Source organism: Crocinitomix catalasitica ATCC 23190, assembly GCF_000621625.1.
In the GTDB taxonomy this organism is placed as follows: domain Bacteria; phylum Bacteroidota; class Bacteroidia; order Flavobacteriales_D; family Crocinitomicaceae; genus Crocinitomix; species Crocinitomix catalasitica.
Map to the genome: position 1 here is coordinate 429,667 of NZ_JHXV01000001.1, position 16,070 is coordinate 445,736.

At 34.1% G+C, this 16,070-nt stretch carries 12 protein-coding genes and 1 other RNA gene; 6 read left to right on the forward strand and 7 right to left on the reverse strand.

What is annotated here, in order from left to right:
• The first annotated feature begins 15 nt into the window (after positions 1-15).
• From T367_RS0102170 to fsa, 3 genes are all read left to right on the forward strand, one after another.
• The gene (locus T367_RS0102170) at positions 16-1,026 is read left to right on the forward strand and encodes a helix-turn-helix transcriptional regulator (protein ID WP_027418382.1); all 1,011 of its coding nucleotides are present in this window, start codon (positions 16-18) and stop codon (positions 1,024-1,026) included.
• Positions 1,027-1,104: 78 nt separating this feature from the next.
• Positions 1,105-1,203: signal recognition particle sRNA small type (ffs, locus tag T367_RS24450), an RNA gene on the forward strand.
• 125 nt (positions 1,204-1,328) lie between these two features.
• Complete coding sequence (fsa, locus tag T367_RS0102175) at positions 1,329-1,985, forward strand: fructose-6-phosphate aldolase (RefSeq protein WP_027418383.1); 657 nt, start codon at positions 1,329-1,331, stop codon at positions 1,983-1,985.
• Positions 1,986-2,069: 84 nt separating this feature from the next.
• Here the strand turns inward: fsa and T367_RS21055 are convergent, their stop codons facing one another.
• Genes T367_RS21055 through T367_RS0102190 form a run of 3 tightly spaced genes read right to left on the reverse strand, consistent with a single transcriptional unit; the run spans position 2,070 to position 6,583 of the window.
• Positions 2,070-3,158 (reverse strand): glycoside hydrolase family 3 N-terminal domain-containing protein, encoded by a 1,089-nt coding sequence (locus T367_RS21055; protein ID WP_051568285.1) that lies wholly within the window; start codon positions 3,156-3,158, stop codon positions 2,070-2,072.
• A gap of 55 nt (positions 3,159-3,213) precedes the next feature.
• The gene (locus tag T367_RS23555) at positions 3,214-5,556 is read right to left on the reverse strand and encodes an OmpA family protein (protein ID WP_027418384.1); all 2,343 of its coding nucleotides are present in this window, start codon (positions 5,554-5,556) and stop codon (positions 3,214-3,216) included.
• The gene (locus T367_RS0102190) at positions 5,549-6,583 is read right to left on the reverse strand and encodes a tetratricopeptide repeat protein (protein ID WP_027418385.1); all 1,035 of its coding nucleotides are present in this window, start codon (positions 6,581-6,583) and stop codon (positions 5,549-5,551) included. Before T367_RS0102190 ends, T367_RS23555 begins: the two co-directional genes overlap by 8 nt.
• Positions 6,584-6,810: 227 nt before the next feature.
• Here T367_RS0102190 and T367_RS0102195 point away from each other — a divergent pair, with 227 nt between their 5' ends.
• The gene (locus T367_RS0102195; protein ID WP_027418386.1) at positions 6,811-7,899 is read left to right on the forward strand and encodes a M42 family metallopeptidase; all 1,089 of its coding nucleotides are present in this window, start codon (positions 6,811-6,813) and stop codon (positions 7,897-7,899) included.
• A gap of 28 nt (positions 7,900-7,927) precedes the next feature.
• Here the strand turns inward: T367_RS0102195 and rimK are convergent, their stop codons facing one another.
• Positions 7,928-9,310, reverse strand: a complete 1,383-nt coding sequence (rimK, locus tag T367_RS0102200; RefSeq protein ID WP_027418387.1) for a 30S ribosomal protein S6--L-glutamate ligase — start codon at positions 9,308-9,310, stop codon at positions 7,928-7,930.
• Between the two features lie 221 nt (positions 9,311-9,531).
• Between rimK and T367_RS0102205 the strand changes: the two genes are divergently transcribed.
• Together T367_RS0102205 and nadC are read left to right on the forward strand one after the other, a co-directional pair.
• Positions 9,532-10,701, forward strand: a complete 1,170-nt coding sequence (locus T367_RS0102205; protein ID WP_027418388.1) for a sigma-54-dependent transcriptional regulator — start codon at positions 9,532-9,534, stop codon at positions 10,699-10,701.
• 3 nt (positions 10,702-10,704) lie between these two features.
• On the forward strand, positions 10,705-11,577 hold the full coding sequence (gene nadC, locus T367_RS0102210) for a carboxylating nicotinate-nucleotide diphosphorylase (RefSeq protein WP_027418389.1): 873 nt from the start codon (positions 10,705-10,707) through the stop codon (positions 11,575-11,577).
• Here nadC and T367_RS0102215 read toward each other — a convergent pair.
• The 3 genes from T367_RS0102215 to T367_RS0102225 all read right to left on the reverse strand — a co-directional run bounded on the left by T367_RS0102215 (position 11,574) and on the right by T367_RS0102225 (position 15,934).
• Complete coding sequence (locus T367_RS0102215) at positions 11,574-12,809, reverse strand: T9SS type A sorting domain-containing protein (protein WP_027418390.1); 1,236 nt, start codon at positions 12,807-12,809, stop codon at positions 11,574-11,576. The two genes, nadC and T367_RS0102215, sit on opposite strands and share 4 nt — an antisense overlap.
• Positions 12,810-12,882: 73 nt before the next feature.
• Positions 12,883-14,118 carry a T9SS type A sorting domain-containing protein gene (locus T367_RS23560; RefSeq protein ID WP_051568286.1) on the reverse strand — a complete coding sequence of 412 codons (1,236 nt, stop codon included), beginning with the start codon at positions 14,116-14,118 and terminating at the stop codon, positions 12,883-12,885.
• Between the two features lie 49 nt (positions 14,119-14,167).
• A complete protein-coding gene (locus T367_RS0102225) occupies positions 14,168-15,934 on the reverse strand; it encodes an AMP-dependent synthetase/ligase (RefSeq protein WP_027418391.1) in 1,767 nt (588 codons plus the stop codon).
• Between the last annotated feature and the right edge of the window lie 136 nt (positions 15,935-16,070).

Below are 16,070 nucleotides of genomic sequence, written 5' to 3' on the forward strand. Positions count from 1 at the left end.
GTAAAATAGTTACAAATGTCAAAAATCAAAAATGCCCAATTACGCTATCGAATAATTGATAGAAGTTTACGAAATAAATACAAGCCCTTTCCTACTAAAGAACAGTTGAGAGAAGCTTGTGAAGAAGCTATTTTCGGTAGTACGGAGGGAAGTGATATTTGTGATTCAACTATTGAAAAAGATATGTTTGCGATGCGTATGGAATTTGATGCGCCGATTAAATATAGCAAAATAGAAAAAGGATATTATTATTCGGACGATGAGTATAGTATCGATAAAATTCCTTTGTCTGAAGATGATATTGATGCAATTAAATTTGCCTCTAAAACACTAATGCAATTTAGGGATGTGAATTTATTTAAGCAATTCGGTTTTGCAATTGATAAAATATTCGATCGTGTTCATATTTCTAATAATCCAACTGATTTAGCTGTTGATAATTTTGTGCAATTTGAAACGGTTGAAGAAACAGGCGGGAGTGATATGCTACCTATCTTATTGAAATGTATCAAAGAAAAACAAATAGTTGATTTTGAATATACAAGTTTCATTAGCGATAAGACGAAACCGAGATCTGTTTTACCGCTATTATTAAAAGAATATAGAAATCGATGGTATTTAATATCCTATTCAATATCCAAATTGCAAATTATAACCTTTGGTTTAGATCGGATGTCGAATTTGACAGAAACGAATACCAATTATTATGAACCGATTGATTTTGATCCTGATAATTATTTTGAAAACTCAATTGGTATTACAGCAAATGATACTTCTCCCGTACAAGTGGTTTTTAAAATTGATAAAATAGGTTCTAAATATGTCGAATCTCAGCCTTTACATAAAAGTCAAAAATTAATTAAAGAAGGTACAAACAGAAATACTTTTCAATTGAAAGTTATCATTTCTGAGGAGTTGAAACGTACTATTTTATCTTATGGGTCACAGATAGAAGTGATTAAGCCAAAATCTTTAAGGAGAGAAATGCAAATAATTGTGCTCGAAATGCATGAGAATTATGACTAAAAATCAGGTTTTATTTTTTTTCGTAAAAAAGTATTGATTTAACCTTATTATTCATTTAACTTTTCCTACTTTTGTGGCGGGTAAGTCCTGTACGACCAGCTCCTGTTTAATCCCCCAGGGTGGGAACGCAGCAAGGGTCAACGGTTGTAGCGGTGCGATACAGGTAGCTTACCCACTTTTTTCTTTTATTCCCCACAACTTTATATTCTGTTAATAAATAATTCGTCAATTGTCGGGGCATACTCCTATCTTTGTAACTGAAATTATTGGTCTGAATTTTTTGGACCATAAAAATTAATTAGATGAAATTTTTTATTGATACAGCAAATTTAGATGAGATTCGCGAAGCGAATGATTTAGGGATATTAGATGGTGTAACTACCAATCCATCCTTAATGGCAAAAGAAGGTATAACAGGTAAAGACAATATCTTGAAACACTATGTTGACATATGTAATATAGTTGATGGTGATGTTAGTGCAGAGGTAATCTCTACTGATTATGCTGGAATGATAAAAGAAGGTGAAAACTTAGCCGCATTACACGATAATATCGTTGTAAAGATTCCAATGATTAAAGATGGTATCAAAGCGATTAAATATTTTTCGGATAAAGGAATTAAAACGAATTGTACATTGGTTTTCTCTGCGGGACAAGCACTTTTAGCAGCTAAAGCAGGAGCAACTTATTTATCTCCATTCGTTGGGCGTTTAGATGATATTTCTTCTGATGGCATTGACTTAATTGCTCAAATCAGATTGATTTATGATAACTATATGTTCGAAACACAAATTCTTGCAGCATCAGTTAGACATTCTATGCATATTATTAATTGTGCTGAAATAGGAGCTGACGTAATGACTGGACCTTTAAGTTCAATCACTGGATTATTAAAACATCCTTTAACCGACAGTGGTCTTGCAAAATTCTTAGAAGATTACAAAAAAGGAAATAGCTAATTCGCCTATATATAATACTAAAAAAGCCAACTGATTTCAGTTGGCTTTTTTTATGTCTTCTTGTTAAAGGATTAGGGTAGGTGTCTAATCAACTAGTCCCAAACAAACTTTCATTCGAATGATTTTACGAACTGACGAATAAACCTCTGATTTAAACGCTTTGTCTTTTTGCATTTGACCAACTATGTCAAATAATGCTTTCTCTTCGTCAATGGGCATTAAAATTAAGTCACAACCAGCTTGAGCAGCCAATAATTCACAATGAGGTATGGAACTAACGCCTCCCATGTTCATAGCATCTGTAACAATTAATCCCTTAAATTTTAATTCGTCTTTTAATAAACCTGTTACTACTTTTGGAGATACCGAAGATGGTAAATCATTCGTATTATATGTGTCGTTGTTTTTAATGGCAATGTGTGCAATCATTACAGCCAAAACTCCAGCTTCAATTAACGGTGGATAATTTTTTAGCTCCCGCATTTCACCGTCGATATATACAAGTTTTTTATGTGTGTCACCAACTACGTAACCATGACCTGGGAAATGTTTAGCCGTAGCTACTATTCCATGTGATTGTGTCGTTTCTATAAACATTTTTGACCATACTTGCGCAGTATCAGGATTGTCTCCAAATGCTCGATATGAAATCGCTTCGTTTGGTGAAACATCTACAACAGGAGCATAATTGAAATTAATTCCTATATCTATAAGATCATTACTGATTGAGTTGGCAGCATATTTAACCTCGTTGCGATCAATCATTGATCCTGCTTTTTTAACAGGTGCACAATTTTTAATCTTATAACCAATTAAACTTGGCTCAGCATCCGCAGAATATAAAAACGGTAGACCTTTAACTGATGAATTAATGGTATTAAAATCTTTTACCATCGTTGTAAAACCAGCTTTTGTTCCGTTTAATAGAAGAATACCACCGATGTATTTTTTTTCAATTAATAGGTTGAGATGTTCTTGTGATTTTCCTAATCTACCTGCAGCTGGAATGATCATTTGACCGGCACGAGTTGTATCGTTTAATCCGTCGAATATTTCAGCAACCTTTTGTTCTAGATCAGGATTGTAGGTATAGAAATCCTCAAGCGTATATGTTCTTTGAGAAAAGGAACAAATAGATAGTATAATTCCCGTAATAGTTAGTGTAAGTCTCATCTGTCTTAAATTAGTAACTTAAGATTAAAAGTAAATAACGTGAACAATCTTTGTTTTAGAACAACGTGATTTCCGTTCTTCTATTACGCTGATAGGCTGTTTCTTTCTCCCTGTTCGTTGACATTTGTTGAATCTCAGACAATCCAACTTTAGGTTGAGACTCTCCTTGTCCTTCCGTTTCAATACGACTTGCGCTAATACCTTTTTGAATTAAGTATTTCTTAGCATTGTCCGCACGTTTCGACGACAATGTTTTATTGTACGAAGCCGAACCTCTTTGATCTGTATGTCCAGTTAACTTAACTTTTAAAGAAGGATTGTTTTTTAAGTGAGCAGCAAGTTCGTTTAATTCTTTTTGACCATTAACACCAAGAGCTATATGATTAACATTTGATTTGTCAAATTCGAAGTAAATATCTTTGATGTCAAAGCTAGTTTTGACATTGTCAACTACATCACCTGTTTTAACTTTGTCCTCAACCTTATCTTCAACTTTGTCCTCAACTTTATTATCTTTTTCAACAGGGTCAGTCTTTGTTAATTCAGATTTTTCTGATTTAGTATCAGTGTTATTCGCATCGACAGGAGCAGTTATATTTTTGTTTTCAGTCTTGTCTTCTTCTGTTTTCTCTATTGTTTTGATTTCAGAAACAACAACAGGTACAAGATTGAAATCGAATTTAGTAATTCCACCGTCCAGCATTTTGACCGTTTTAGTTTGAGACACGTACCCAGGAGCACTCGCTACTAGTTCGTATGTATCACCAGGTTTTAAGTCAAATTTATATTGTCCGCTATTACTTGTTTCAACAAATTTTAAAGCTTCTTTTTTATTCGTGTTTCGTGCAGTAACCTTACTGTTAATACCGTTTTTAGTATCGCTATTTCTAACAGTTCCACTTAAATTGGCCAAGTTTTTACCAGGCGTTTCAATATTATTTTTTGGTTTACCGTCATCGTGTAAGTCAACCATATAATAAGCTCCAGCACTTGGAATTGCACTGTAATCATTTACAGGGTTAAGCATAGAAGGCTTTTTCTTTTCTCCTAAGAAAGTAATCTTGTAGATATCTTTTTCACCATATCCACCAAATCTAGAAGAAGAATAATAACCGTAACGACCATTACCAGTAACAACGAAATAAATATCATCATCAGGTGTATTAATAGGATAACCTACATTTTCTGGTTTTGACCATTCGTTTGTTTCTGGGTTAAGATCTGTTCTAAAAATATCTAATCCACCTATATTATCATGTCCATCAGAAGAGAAGTATAGTGTAGTTCCATTTGCCATTAAGAAAACACCCTTTTCTTCGAAGCGTGTATTAATTGTTCCACCGATGTTTGTCGGATCTCCCCAAGCACTATCTGCATCATTCCATTTAGTAATATAAATGTCATGCTGACCATATCCACCTGGTTTATCAGAAACGAAAATCATCGTCTTTTCATCAAATGATAAAGTCGCACTTGACTCGTGATGTTTTGTATTAATTTTATCACTTAAAGTTTTTGGCGTTTGCCACGTTCCATCAGGATTTTGTTTTGTAATTAAAACGTTTCCATCTTTAGAATTAACACCTTGATAAGTTAAAACACTTTTACCATCTGGTGCTAAACCAACTGTCGGATCATGCGTTGATGTATTAATTGGTTCACCAATATTCTTAGCTTGTGACCATTCTCCTTCAGACTCTCTCTCCGAATAATAAACATCTTCATAATATCTGTCAAGTCTATCCGTCTTTCCACCTTTAGAATCTGGACGTCTAGCAGTAAAAAGGATAACTTTATTATCCGCAGAAATTACCGGTGCATATTCAGGATACTCTGTATTGATACTGTCACCAAGATTTTCAATCCAAACCAATACTGGATCAGCCATCAATTCAATTCCTTTACGAGACTCACGAATTTTTTTATTAATATATGCTTGTTGTTCAATATCCCCAGAACTAGCAATGTTTTTATATTTTTGGTAATAAACAATCGCAGAATCAAATTCGTTATTCAACTGATAAGCTTGCGCCAAATAAAAAGGTAATTCCTTTTCTAAATCAGGATTTACTTTTTGAACAAATTGAAGATGTTTTAAACTTTTCGCTTTTTCCGAACCATATAAATAGCAAACACCAATCTTATAATTTAAAACAGAAGAATAAGGATTGAAGGCTTGAGCTTTCAAAAAGTGCATATTTGCATGCGCTATATATTCATCTTGGCCATCATAGAATAAACCATCACCTAATTTTATTTGCTTAACAGCTTCATTGAAACCACTCTTGTCGTTTGCGAAAATTTTCTTATCAAATGGCACATCTTTGTCTTGAGACCAAGCTGTTGATGTTTGAAAATTTAAAGCAAGAATTGCTATAAAGTATATTAATTTATTCATTACAAATTGCGCTATTTAAATATTTTTCTGCTTCTAACGAACCTAAAATAAAGGCTGTTTCCCAATCACTACATGCTTCATAAACATTGCGAAGCATTTCATTTGCTATTCCACGATTAAAATATGCTTCTTTGACTTCATCGTCAATAGCAATCGCTTCATTTACTTTTTCAACTGCTTCTTTATATTTGCTTTCAGCAATTAAAACGCCTGATTGATTTACAAGAGTAGATACATTGTTTTTATCGATAGCGTATGCAGAATTAAAGGCTTTTTTAGCTGCCTCTATATTGTTTTGTTTGAAATAATAATTTCCTTGAACCAATAACAAATCAATTTTATCTTTAGCTTCTGCCGACCCACTGCGTTTTACAATTAAGTCATCAGCTTTAACACTGTCTCCAGCTGTATAATATGCTTGAACTAAATTAAGATATGCATTTTTATCTTCTGGATTGATGTCTATTAATTTTTGAAGATCTGAGGTTGCTTTTTCAAAATCTCCTTGAGCACTGTATACCTTAGCTCTACCACGATAAGCATCGTTATTGTTTTTGTCTAGAGCGATTGCTGAATTAAAGTTAACCAATGCCTCTTCATATTTGTTTAAAGAATAATTAGTCCACCCTAATAAGCTTTGTGAAGAACCTGTTTTTAATCCTCCAGCTATAGCTTTTTCTAGATTAATTTTCGCAGCTTTATAATTCCCTAATTTGAAATTACTTTTGCCTAAAAATAAATTTGCATCGGTCGAATTAGGTTTTAACGCCAAAGCTTTTTCTGCATTTTCGACTCCGTTTTGGTAGTCTCCCTGCATATAATTAATGATCGCCAAATTTGTAAATCCTTCATGCAATTTGACATCTTGCTTGGTTGCGGCTAAAAATTTTGTTTTTGCTGTAGCCAAATCTCCGCTTTGAAACGCCTGTTGACCAGCTTTGAACATTTCTTTAACGCTCTCACCATCATTAGATTGGGCGAAAGAATTAATAGAAATTGATAATAATATAACGAATAGTTTCTTCACAATTTTTTTAAAAAATCAAATTTAATACTTTCTTACGTAAATCCTCAGCTTTAAGCTAATTATTTTAGAATTAAGATATTAATAATACAATATTGAAAAATAGACAATATCTGAAATTGTATTAAAAAAAAATAATTATTTCTAAAATAAAAGTTGAAATTAATAGAATTTAAATGAATAGGATGCATTGAATGACGAAAAGATAATTTTTGTCGTATTTTTAGCCTATGGGAACAGCGAATTACAAATTGTCAAAATCATCAATTCAATTTTTAGAAAAATACCTAAACAATCCTTCTCCTACGGGTTTTGAAGCTGAAGGTCAAAAGCTTTGGTTGGACTATATTAAATCGTCAATTGACGATTATTGGGTAGATAATTATGGTTCTGTAGTTGGTATTATAAATCCCGAAGCAAAATATAAAGTAGTGATTGAAGCTCATGCTGATGAAATTTCATGGTTTGTTCATTATATCACTGATGATGGTTTTATTTATTTAAGAAGAAACGGTGGATCGGATCATCAAATTGCCCCTTCTAAACGTGTAAATATTCATACCGATAATGGTATTGTGAAAGCTGTTTTTGGATGGCCTGCTATTCATACACGAAAAGGAAAAGTTGAAGGGCCAACACAAGCTAATATTTTCTTAGATTGTGGATGTGAGTCTAAAGACGAGGTTGAAAAACTCGGCGTACATGTTGGTTGTGTAATCACTTATGAAGATGAGTTCATGATCATGAATAAAACGAAGTTCGTTGGTCGTGCACTTGACAATAGAATCGGTGGGTTTATGATTGCTGAAGTTGCTAAATTACTCAAGAAGAATAATATTGATCTTCCTTTTGGTTTGTATATAACGAATTCGGTTCAAGAAGAGGTTGGTCTAAGAGGTGCACAGATGGTCGCTGAAAGAATTAAGCCTGATGTAGCCATTGTTACTGATGTATGTCATGATACTTCAACGCCTATGCTTAATAAAATATTGCAGGGTGATTTAAAAAGTGGACTTGGTCCAGTTTTAACTTATGGGCCTGCGGTTCAGAATAATTTATTGTCCTTAGTTATTGATGCGGCTAAAGAAAATAAAATACCATTCCAACGTGCTGCTGTGTCAAGAGCAACAGGAACAGATACGGATGCATTTGCTTATTCTAACGCTGGTGTGCCTTCGGTTTTAATTTCAACGCCTTTACGTTATATGCATACAACTGTTGAAATGGCACATAGAAATGACGTAGAAAACGGAATAAAACTAATTTATAACGCGCTTTTGAATATTAAATCGGGACAAGACTTTAGATACTTTAAATAAAGAATACGAACGTAAATAGTATTATAAACTACTTGCGTTCATATTTTAATTTTTTCTCAATTGCGCCAATCATTAAACCTGCAATATCGATTCCTGTAGCTCCTTCTATTCCTTCTAACCCTGGTGATGAATTTACTTCAAGTACCATTGGCCCCTTGTTTGATCGGATGATGTCTACACCTGCAATTGGTAAGTTTAAAACTTTGGCAGCTTTGATTGCTAGCCGGCGTTCTTCAGCTGTAATTCGAATGACACTTGCTTTTCCTCCCATGTGAATATTGGAACGGAATTCACCTTTTTGCGCTTCTCTTTGAATGGATGCAACAACTTTATTATCAATCACAAAACAACGAATGTCTTTTCCGCCAGCTTCTTTGATGAATTCTTGAACGAGAATGTTTGCGTTTAAACTTTTAAAAGCATTTATTACACTTTCTGCAGCTTTATTCGTTTCAGCCAATACAACACCTTTACCTTGTGTGCTCTCTAATAGTTTTACAATTAAAGGAGCGCCACTCACCATTTCAATCAATCCTTTTGTGTCTTGTGGTGATTTAGCAAAGCCTGTAATTGGTACGTTTATACCATGCATCGCAAATATTTGTGATGAAAATAATTTATCTCTTGATCTTGAAATTGATGCTGCTTCGTTAAGACAATAAGTTCCCATCGATTCGAATTGACGTACTAATGCACATCCATAATGTGTCATTGAAGGACGTAATCTTGGAATAATGGCATCCAATTCTTCTAAAATAGATCCACCTCTGTATCTAACTTCTGGTTGGGTGGCATCCATTTTCATGAAACAGTGCTCGATGTTTAGAAATGTAATGGTATGTCCACGCTCTTCTCCTGCTTCAATAATTCGTTTATTACTATATAGTTCTCGATTCGATGCTAAAAGACCAATCTTTAAACCGCTATTTAATTTTTTTACTGATTTATAAAAATTATGGATTTGACTATCCGTATAATCTGCCAATAAATACGTTGCTGACGGATCGACTAAAAATCGTTCATTCATAGCTTCTCTTCCAAGAAGCATTCTGAATCCCATTGCGTCACGATTGGCTAATGTTAGTTCTATTTCAAATTTTTCTTGGCCAATAGTAACTTTCGTTTTGATTACATAGCGTCTTTCACTGACACCGCCTGTGTTTTTTACTTTTCGTATCGCTACTACTGGACATTCATTCTTAATAATTACTTTTCTGGATTCACGCAATGGGTGAATTTCAAATCTAACCCATTCTTCACCGTTCTTAATAAAAGGTTCAATGTCTGATGCATGAATTGACGAAGTTTGTGCGCCTGAATCTATTCTAGCACGAATAGCAGGAGTTCCTAAATCTTCAAATGCACACCACTCTTCACTACCTATTACTGTTAAATTGCTGTAATTATCCATTTTATAGCCTATACTTTTTTTAATAAAGAACAATACTAAATAAAAAAATATTCATTTCGGCTATTATTTTTTAAAACTACAGAATTATTGAACTGATTTGTTCTCTAATTGGAATATTGTTCATTTTAGGATGGTGATTCATAATCTGCCTGCCCAGTTCAAATTAAAAAATTCCTATCTTTACCCATCTTTAATCAAAAAGCCAATTTATTAAATCTATTATGCCAAAAATTCTAATTATTGATGATGAAAGAAGTATCAGAAGAACACTAAAAGAAATTTTAGAATTTGAAAATTATACTGTTGATGTTGTAGAAGACGGAATTGCGGGTGTTGAGGAAGCAAAGAATAATAAGTATGATGTTATTTTTTGTGATATTAAGATGCCGCAAATGGATGGAATAGAAGTGCTAACTAAGTTAAAGAATGATGGCTTAGAGACGCCAATTATTATGATTTCTGGTCATGGTAATATTGAAACGGCTGTTGATTCTATTAAAAATGGTGCTTACGATTTTATTGAGAAACCTCTTGATCTAAATCGAATTCTTGTTACCATCAAAAATGCGCTTGACAAAACCAATCTGGTTGAAGAGACGAAAGTTTTGAAGAAGCAAATAAAATTGCATTCTAAAAATTATCAAATTATAGGATCTTCTGAGCCATTGAATCAAATTCGAGAAATGATTGTGAAGGTTGCCCCTTCGGATGCAAGAGTTTTGATTACTGGACCTAATGGCTCGGGTAAAGAACTTGTGGCAAGACAGCTTCATGAAAATAGTGCCAGAAAATCTAGTCCTTTTATTGAGGTGAATTGTGCTGCAATACCTTCTGAATTGATTGAGTCGGAGCTTTTTGGACATGAAAAGGGCGCTTTTACCTCTGCTGTAAAACAGAAGAAAGGAAAATTTGAATTGGCATCTAAAGGAACGTTATTCCTTGATGAAATTGGAGATATGAGTGCTTCTGCTCAAGCGAAAGTTTTGAGAGCTCTTCAAGAAAATAAGATTACTAGAGTAGGTGGTGAGCAAGATATAAAAGTGAATCCAAGGGTGATTGCCGCAACGAATAAAGATTTGCGTAAAATGATTACTGATGGACAATTCCGAGAAGATCTATTCCACCGATTAAGTGTAATCATAATCGAAGTGCCTTCTTTAAACGATAGAAAAGACGATATTCCAATTCTAGCAGATTACTTTTTAGAAAAGTTATGTGCTGAATATGGTATGGCTAAAAAATCAATTGCTCCAGATGCAATAACTGCTCTACAAGATGTGAATTGGACAGGTAATATCAGAGAATTGCGGAATATTGTTGAGCGTTTAATAATTTTAGGTGGTAATGAGATTGTTAAAGAAGATGTCAAAAAATTTGTAGTTACAGTGTAATTTATGATCGACTTAATAGAAAATAAAAAAGCAGAACTATTCGATATTATAGACAATGCTTTTAAAGAGGATATCGGAGATGGTGATCATACATCATTAGCTACTGTTCCTGAAAATGCAACAGGAAAAGCAAAGCTACTCGTTAAAGATGATGGAGTTCTTGCTGGTGTTGAATTGGCAGAAATCATCTTTAAAAGATTAGATCCAAGTCTTAAATTAGAGGTTTTAATTAAGGACGGTGCGAAAGTCAAACATGGTGATATCGCTTTTTATGTTGAAGGATCTTCTCGTTCTATTTTAAGTGGTGAAAGATTGGTGCTAAACTTTATGCAACGCATGAGTGGAATTGCAACCAAAACGAATGAATTAGCAAAGTTGATTGCGCATTTACCAACACAATTATTAGATACTAGGAAAACGACACCTGGAATTCGTTTGATGGAAAAGTGGGCGGTTCAAATTGGTGGTGGAAATAATCATAGGTATGCATTGTACGATATGATTATGATCAAAGATAATCATGTGGACTACGCCGGTGGAATTAAAGAATCAATCCTAGGAACAAAAGATTATCTTCAAAAGAATAATTTGGATTTAAAAATTGAAGTTGAGACAAGAAATTTGGATGAAGTAAAAGCCGTTTTGGCTGTAGGTGGGGTCGATAGAATTATGTTGGATAATTTTAGTCCTGATCAAATTCGTGAAGCTTTAAAGATTATTGATACATCAAAATATCAAACGGAAGCTTCAGGTGGAATTACTGGCGATACAATTCTAAGTTATGCTGAAACGGGTGTGGATTTTATTTCATCAGGAGCATTAACACATTCATATCAAAGTCTTGATTTAAGTTTGAAAGCTTCGTTTAATTATTAACGGATACTTATTTTTTGTTTAGAATGATTAATGGCTAAGAAATATATTCCAGCCGGTAAAAAACTAATATTGATTGTTTCAATTGTGTTTTTCAATTGCTCTTCAAATACTATTTTTCCTGTTAAATCTATAATGCGTAAATCTTCTCCTGCGTATACGCCATCAATTTTAAAAATACCGTTATTTGGATTGGGGTAAATTGAGAATGTTGTTTCATTATTTTCAATTCCTGCATCTGCAGCTAGATTCATTATTAACGATCGTGTACTCGTATCACAATCATTATTTGTTGTCAATTCAACTGTATATTCATTAATAGCAGGGAAAGTGTGGATTGGGTTTTCTGTTAAATAAACTGTTCCATCTATATTCCATTCCCAAGCTGTAGCTGCTTCGTCTTCACTTGAAAAAGAATAAGTAAGCGGACTTGTTTCTTCATAATTAAAGTTGGCAAGAAGGTCATTGGCGCCTATTCTCCAAACTTCTGGTGTTCCAAAAACAACCTCGTCTGCCTTGGTTTGAAAATAAGCAGCAAGTTCTGCATCAATTCCTGCAGTATAAGTTGTGCCTAGACTCGGGCTTTGAAACATCGTAGCATACATTACGCATGCGGTTAAATAAGTGCCATTTATATTAGGGTGGCTACCGTCGCCAGAATATAATTCAATATCTGGATCGTCGTTAATAACCGCTCGCCAAGCTTCGCCAGCTGGAGCAACTGTTGCATCATTTTCATTGGCCATTAAGACATAAGCTGAACTTAGCTCATCTTGCATACCTTCATAAGTACAAACAGGTGGGTAATCAGGGCAAAAGTCCGCATCTCCTGTCTTTCTTCCCCAAGTCATGTAAAAAACGACTTCGGTACATGCGTAATTATCTTTAATAATATCGTTCAAATCTGCTGCGTTTTCAGGCGAATTCATTGCGCCAACAATTTCGATTGGTAAAGCTGGAATTTGACTTTGGTCTTGTAATACAATATAATCCCAATTTCGGCTGGCTATTTTGTCAAGTGCGGTTGGATTTGTTTTATGTTGTTCAAACCTCGTTCCGCCGGGATTGTGACTGTCAATAAATACGGTGTGTTCATTTGCAACAGCTAGGCTGTCGACTAATGCTGGAAGGTGATATGCAGCGGTGTAGCTATTACCAATAAATAAAATTGACTTCTCTTGTGCGATCACTGCGCTGGTAGAAATAAAAAAAAGACATATTACAATTAATCGCATGTTTTAATTTGTTTTATTGTACAGGATCATTGTGATAAAAATGGATACTGTGTTTTAATATTTAACAGTTTGGTTATTGAATACAGATTTTAAACTGGCGGTCTCGAATTTGTAAGATGTAAATACCGTCAGGTAATAAATCTAAACTAATCTCAGTTTCCTTTTCATCGATTTGAAAATCTATTATAGTTCTGCCACTCATGTCCAATATCGTAACGGGTGTTGATGATGTTACGTTGCTTTTAATTTTAAATATTCCTTGATTTGGGTTGGGGTAAATAGACAGGTGTAATTCGTTATTGTTTAATCCTAAATCCGTTAACGTTAATATTTCCGTACTAATAATTGTATCACAATCATTGAGTGCTTTTAATTCTATTTCATAACTACCATATTCAGGAAAGGTATGTGTTGGATTCTCCTCTGTATATAGTATTCCATCAATTGTCCATTCCCATTCATCAATTGTTTCATCTTCACTTGTAAATGAGTATGTCATTGGACTGAATTCTTCGAAATAGAAATCAGCAGATAATTCATTAAATCCAATTCGCCAAATATCGGGTGAACCAAAAACAATTTCGTCTGCTTTAGTTTGGAAGAATAATGCCAATTCGTCATCAATATCAGCGGTAAATGTAGCGCCTACTGATGGCGATTGATAAATTGTGGCAAACATTACACAAGCTGTTAAATACGCACCATTAATATTCGGGTGTCCACTATCCATGTCATAGAGTTCAATGTCTGGATCTTCATTAATTACAGCTCTCCAAGCTTCGCCCGCTGGTGAAACTGTTCCTCCATAATCATTGGCCATCGCTATATGTGCATCTCGCAATTCATCTTGCATACCTTCGTAAGTGCATACTGGTGGATATTCATCGCAAAAAAAGGCATCGCCATATTTGATGCCCCAAGTCATGTAGAAAACAACTTCCGTACAAGCGTAATTGTCTTTAATGATAGTGTTTAATTCTGTTGCATGTGGCGGAGAATAAGCATCGCCGGCAATTTCTTCCGGCAATACCGCAAGTTGGACATGTTCTTGTAGCACCACATAATCCCAATTTCTACTTGCAATTTTATCCAAAGTATAATCTAAAACTTTATGAGTTTGAAAACGAGAACCGCCAGGCATACTTGCATCTACTATCATTGTTTCACCTTTTGATAGAGCAATATTATAAACTAGGTCAGGCAAGTTGTATGCACCGGTAAAACTGTTACCAATAAACAAGACAGACTTATCTTGAGAAATTCCTAAAATTGATACAATACAAAAAATAAAAGTTGAAATAAGTCGCATTTTAATGTATTTTAAAACAGGGTTCTCATCCTAGAGAAAATTTAAAGGATTATTGTTTGCCGTATATTTTGTCGTATAAAACTTTATACTTTTCTAGAATTATTTTTCGTTTAGGCTTTAATGTCGGTGTCAGTTCTCCAGTTTCAGGAGTCCAAACACTATCAACCAATTCGAATAATTTAATTTGTTCCCATTTTCCAAAACCAGCATTCAATCGATCAACTTCTTCTTTGATTCTATCTTTTACGATATCAGAATTGGCCATTTCTTTATTAGTGGTGCCGATATTATGATTTTTTAATTTGATCCAAGCCTTAACAAATTCGAAATCTGGAACAATTAAAGCGGCTGGCATTTTTTGATTTTCACCAATGACCATCAATTGTTCAATGAATCTAGATTCTTTAAACTTGTTCTCCATTAATTGAGGTGCAATATATTTGCCTCCAGAAGTCTTAAAAATTTCTTTTTTACGATCTGTAATTTTAAGGAATTCATTTTCTACAAATTCACCGATGTCTCCAGTATGAAGCCATCCGTCTGCATCAATTTCTTCCGCAGTTTTTTCTGGCATATTATAATAGCCCATCATTACATTAGGGCCTTTTACTAATATTTCACCGTCTTTAGCTATTTTAACTTGGACACCGTCAATAACAGCCCCCGTTGTTCCAATTCTTACCTTATTGTCTGTTGCACAATTCACACTAATCACTGGAGAGGTTTCTGTTAATCCATACCCTTCCATAATTGGAATGTTTGCGGCTAAAAATATTCTAGCCAATCGCGGTTGTAATGCCGCACTTCCAGATGCTACAGCTTCAGCTCTACCGCCTAAAGCTTCTTGCCATTTACTGAAAATTAACTTTCTCGCAATTTTTAGTTTAAATGTGTACCAAGCAGATTTTCCGACAACGTCATATTCTTCTCCTAGAGCAACAGCCCAGAAGAATAATTTTCTCTTAATTCCAGTCAATGCTTCCCCTTTCGCCATTATTTTGTCGAACACCTTTTCAAGCAGTCTCGGAACAGCGGTAAATACATTCGGTTTTACTTCTCTCAAATCGTCTCCGATTGTATCCATTGATTCGGCAAAATAAATAGATACACTTTTATATTGGTATAAATAAAGTAGCATACGCTCATAAACATGACATACGGGTAGAAAACTCAAAGCGGTTCCTGTAGGTTCAACTGGAAGTCTCGGTTCGCAAGCTTTTACATTGCTCAATAAATTATTATGCGAAAGCATCACGCCTTTCGGATTTCCTGTAGTACCAGAAGTATATATTAATGTTACTAAGTCTTCTGGTTTAATTGCAGCTTTTCTCTTTTCAATCTCTGCATCTAAAGTAGCGTCTGGTTCACATAAAATTGATTTCCAGTTTTTACAATCTGACACCTTTTCAAAAGAATAAATTTCTTTTAAAGTTGGTACACGATCTTTTATGCTTTTTACTTTTAATTGTAGAGCTTCGTCAGAAACAAAGCATAAGCTGATTTTGGCATCATTAAAAATATAAGCATATACTTCCTCGCTAATAGTTGGGTATACCGGAACACCGATTGCACCAACTTGTTGAATGCCGATGTCCATTATATTCCATTCCGATCGATTATTAGAAATTAAAGCAATCATATCACCAGGTTGAACACCTAATTTAATGAGCCCTCGACTTACGGCATTGGCTTGGTCAATATAACTCTGTGTGGATGTTTTTTTCCATTCCCCATTCACCTTATCATTAAAAGCATCAGCCTTTGGATAGGTATTTAATTGATTGTAAGGGAGATCAAATAAGCGTGTTACGTTCATGTGATATGTACTTATAAATTATATAATTAATATTCTCTGTAAGATACTAAAAAACATGATACGTTGGGCTACCTGATAATAATTTTGTAAATTGTAAAAAAATAAATGTTAAAAAATTTTTATTGAAATGTAACTT

Excerpts from the sequence above, each read along its gene's own strand:
- T367_RS0102170 (WP_027418382.1), top strand. The coding sequence starts at position 16 with ATGTCAAAAATCAAAAATGCCCAATTACGCTATCGAATAATTGATAGA.
- fsa (WP_027418383.1), top strand. The coding sequence starts at position 1,329 with ATGAAATTTTTTATTGATACAGCAAATTTAGATGAGATTCGCGAAGCG.
- T367_RS21055 (WP_051568285.1), bottom strand. The coding sequence starts at position 3,158 with ATGAGACTTACACTAACTATTACGGGAATTATACTATCTATTTGTTCC.
- T367_RS23555 (WP_027418384.1), bottom strand. The coding sequence starts at position 5,556 with ATGAATAAATTAATATACTTTATAGCAATTCTTGCTTTAAATTTTCAA.
- T367_RS0102195 (WP_027418386.1), top strand. The coding sequence starts at position 6,811 with ATGGGAACAGCGAATTACAAATTGTCAAAATCATCAATTCAATTTTTA.
- rimK (WP_027418387.1), bottom strand. The coding sequence starts at position 9,310 with ATGGATAATTACAGCAATTTAACAGTAATAGGTAGTGAAGAGTGGTGT.
- T367_RS0102205 (WP_027418388.1), top strand. The coding sequence starts at position 9,532 with ATGCCAAAAATTCTAATTATTGATGATGAAAGAAGTATCAGAAGAACA.
- nadC (WP_027418389.1), top strand. The coding sequence starts at position 10,705 with ATGATCGACTTAATAGAAAATAAAAAAGCAGAACTATTCGATATTATA.
- T367_RS0102215 (WP_027418390.1), bottom strand. The coding sequence starts at position 12,809 with ATGCGATTAATTGTAATATGTCTTTTTTTTATTTCTACCAGCGCAGTG.
- T367_RS23560 (WP_051568286.1), bottom strand. The coding sequence starts at position 14,118 with ATGCGACTTATTTCAACTTTTATTTTTTGTATTGTATCAATTTTAGGA.
- T367_RS0102225 (WP_027418391.1), bottom strand. The coding sequence starts at position 15,934 with ATGAACGTAACACGCTTATTTGATCTCCCTTACAATCAATTAAATACC.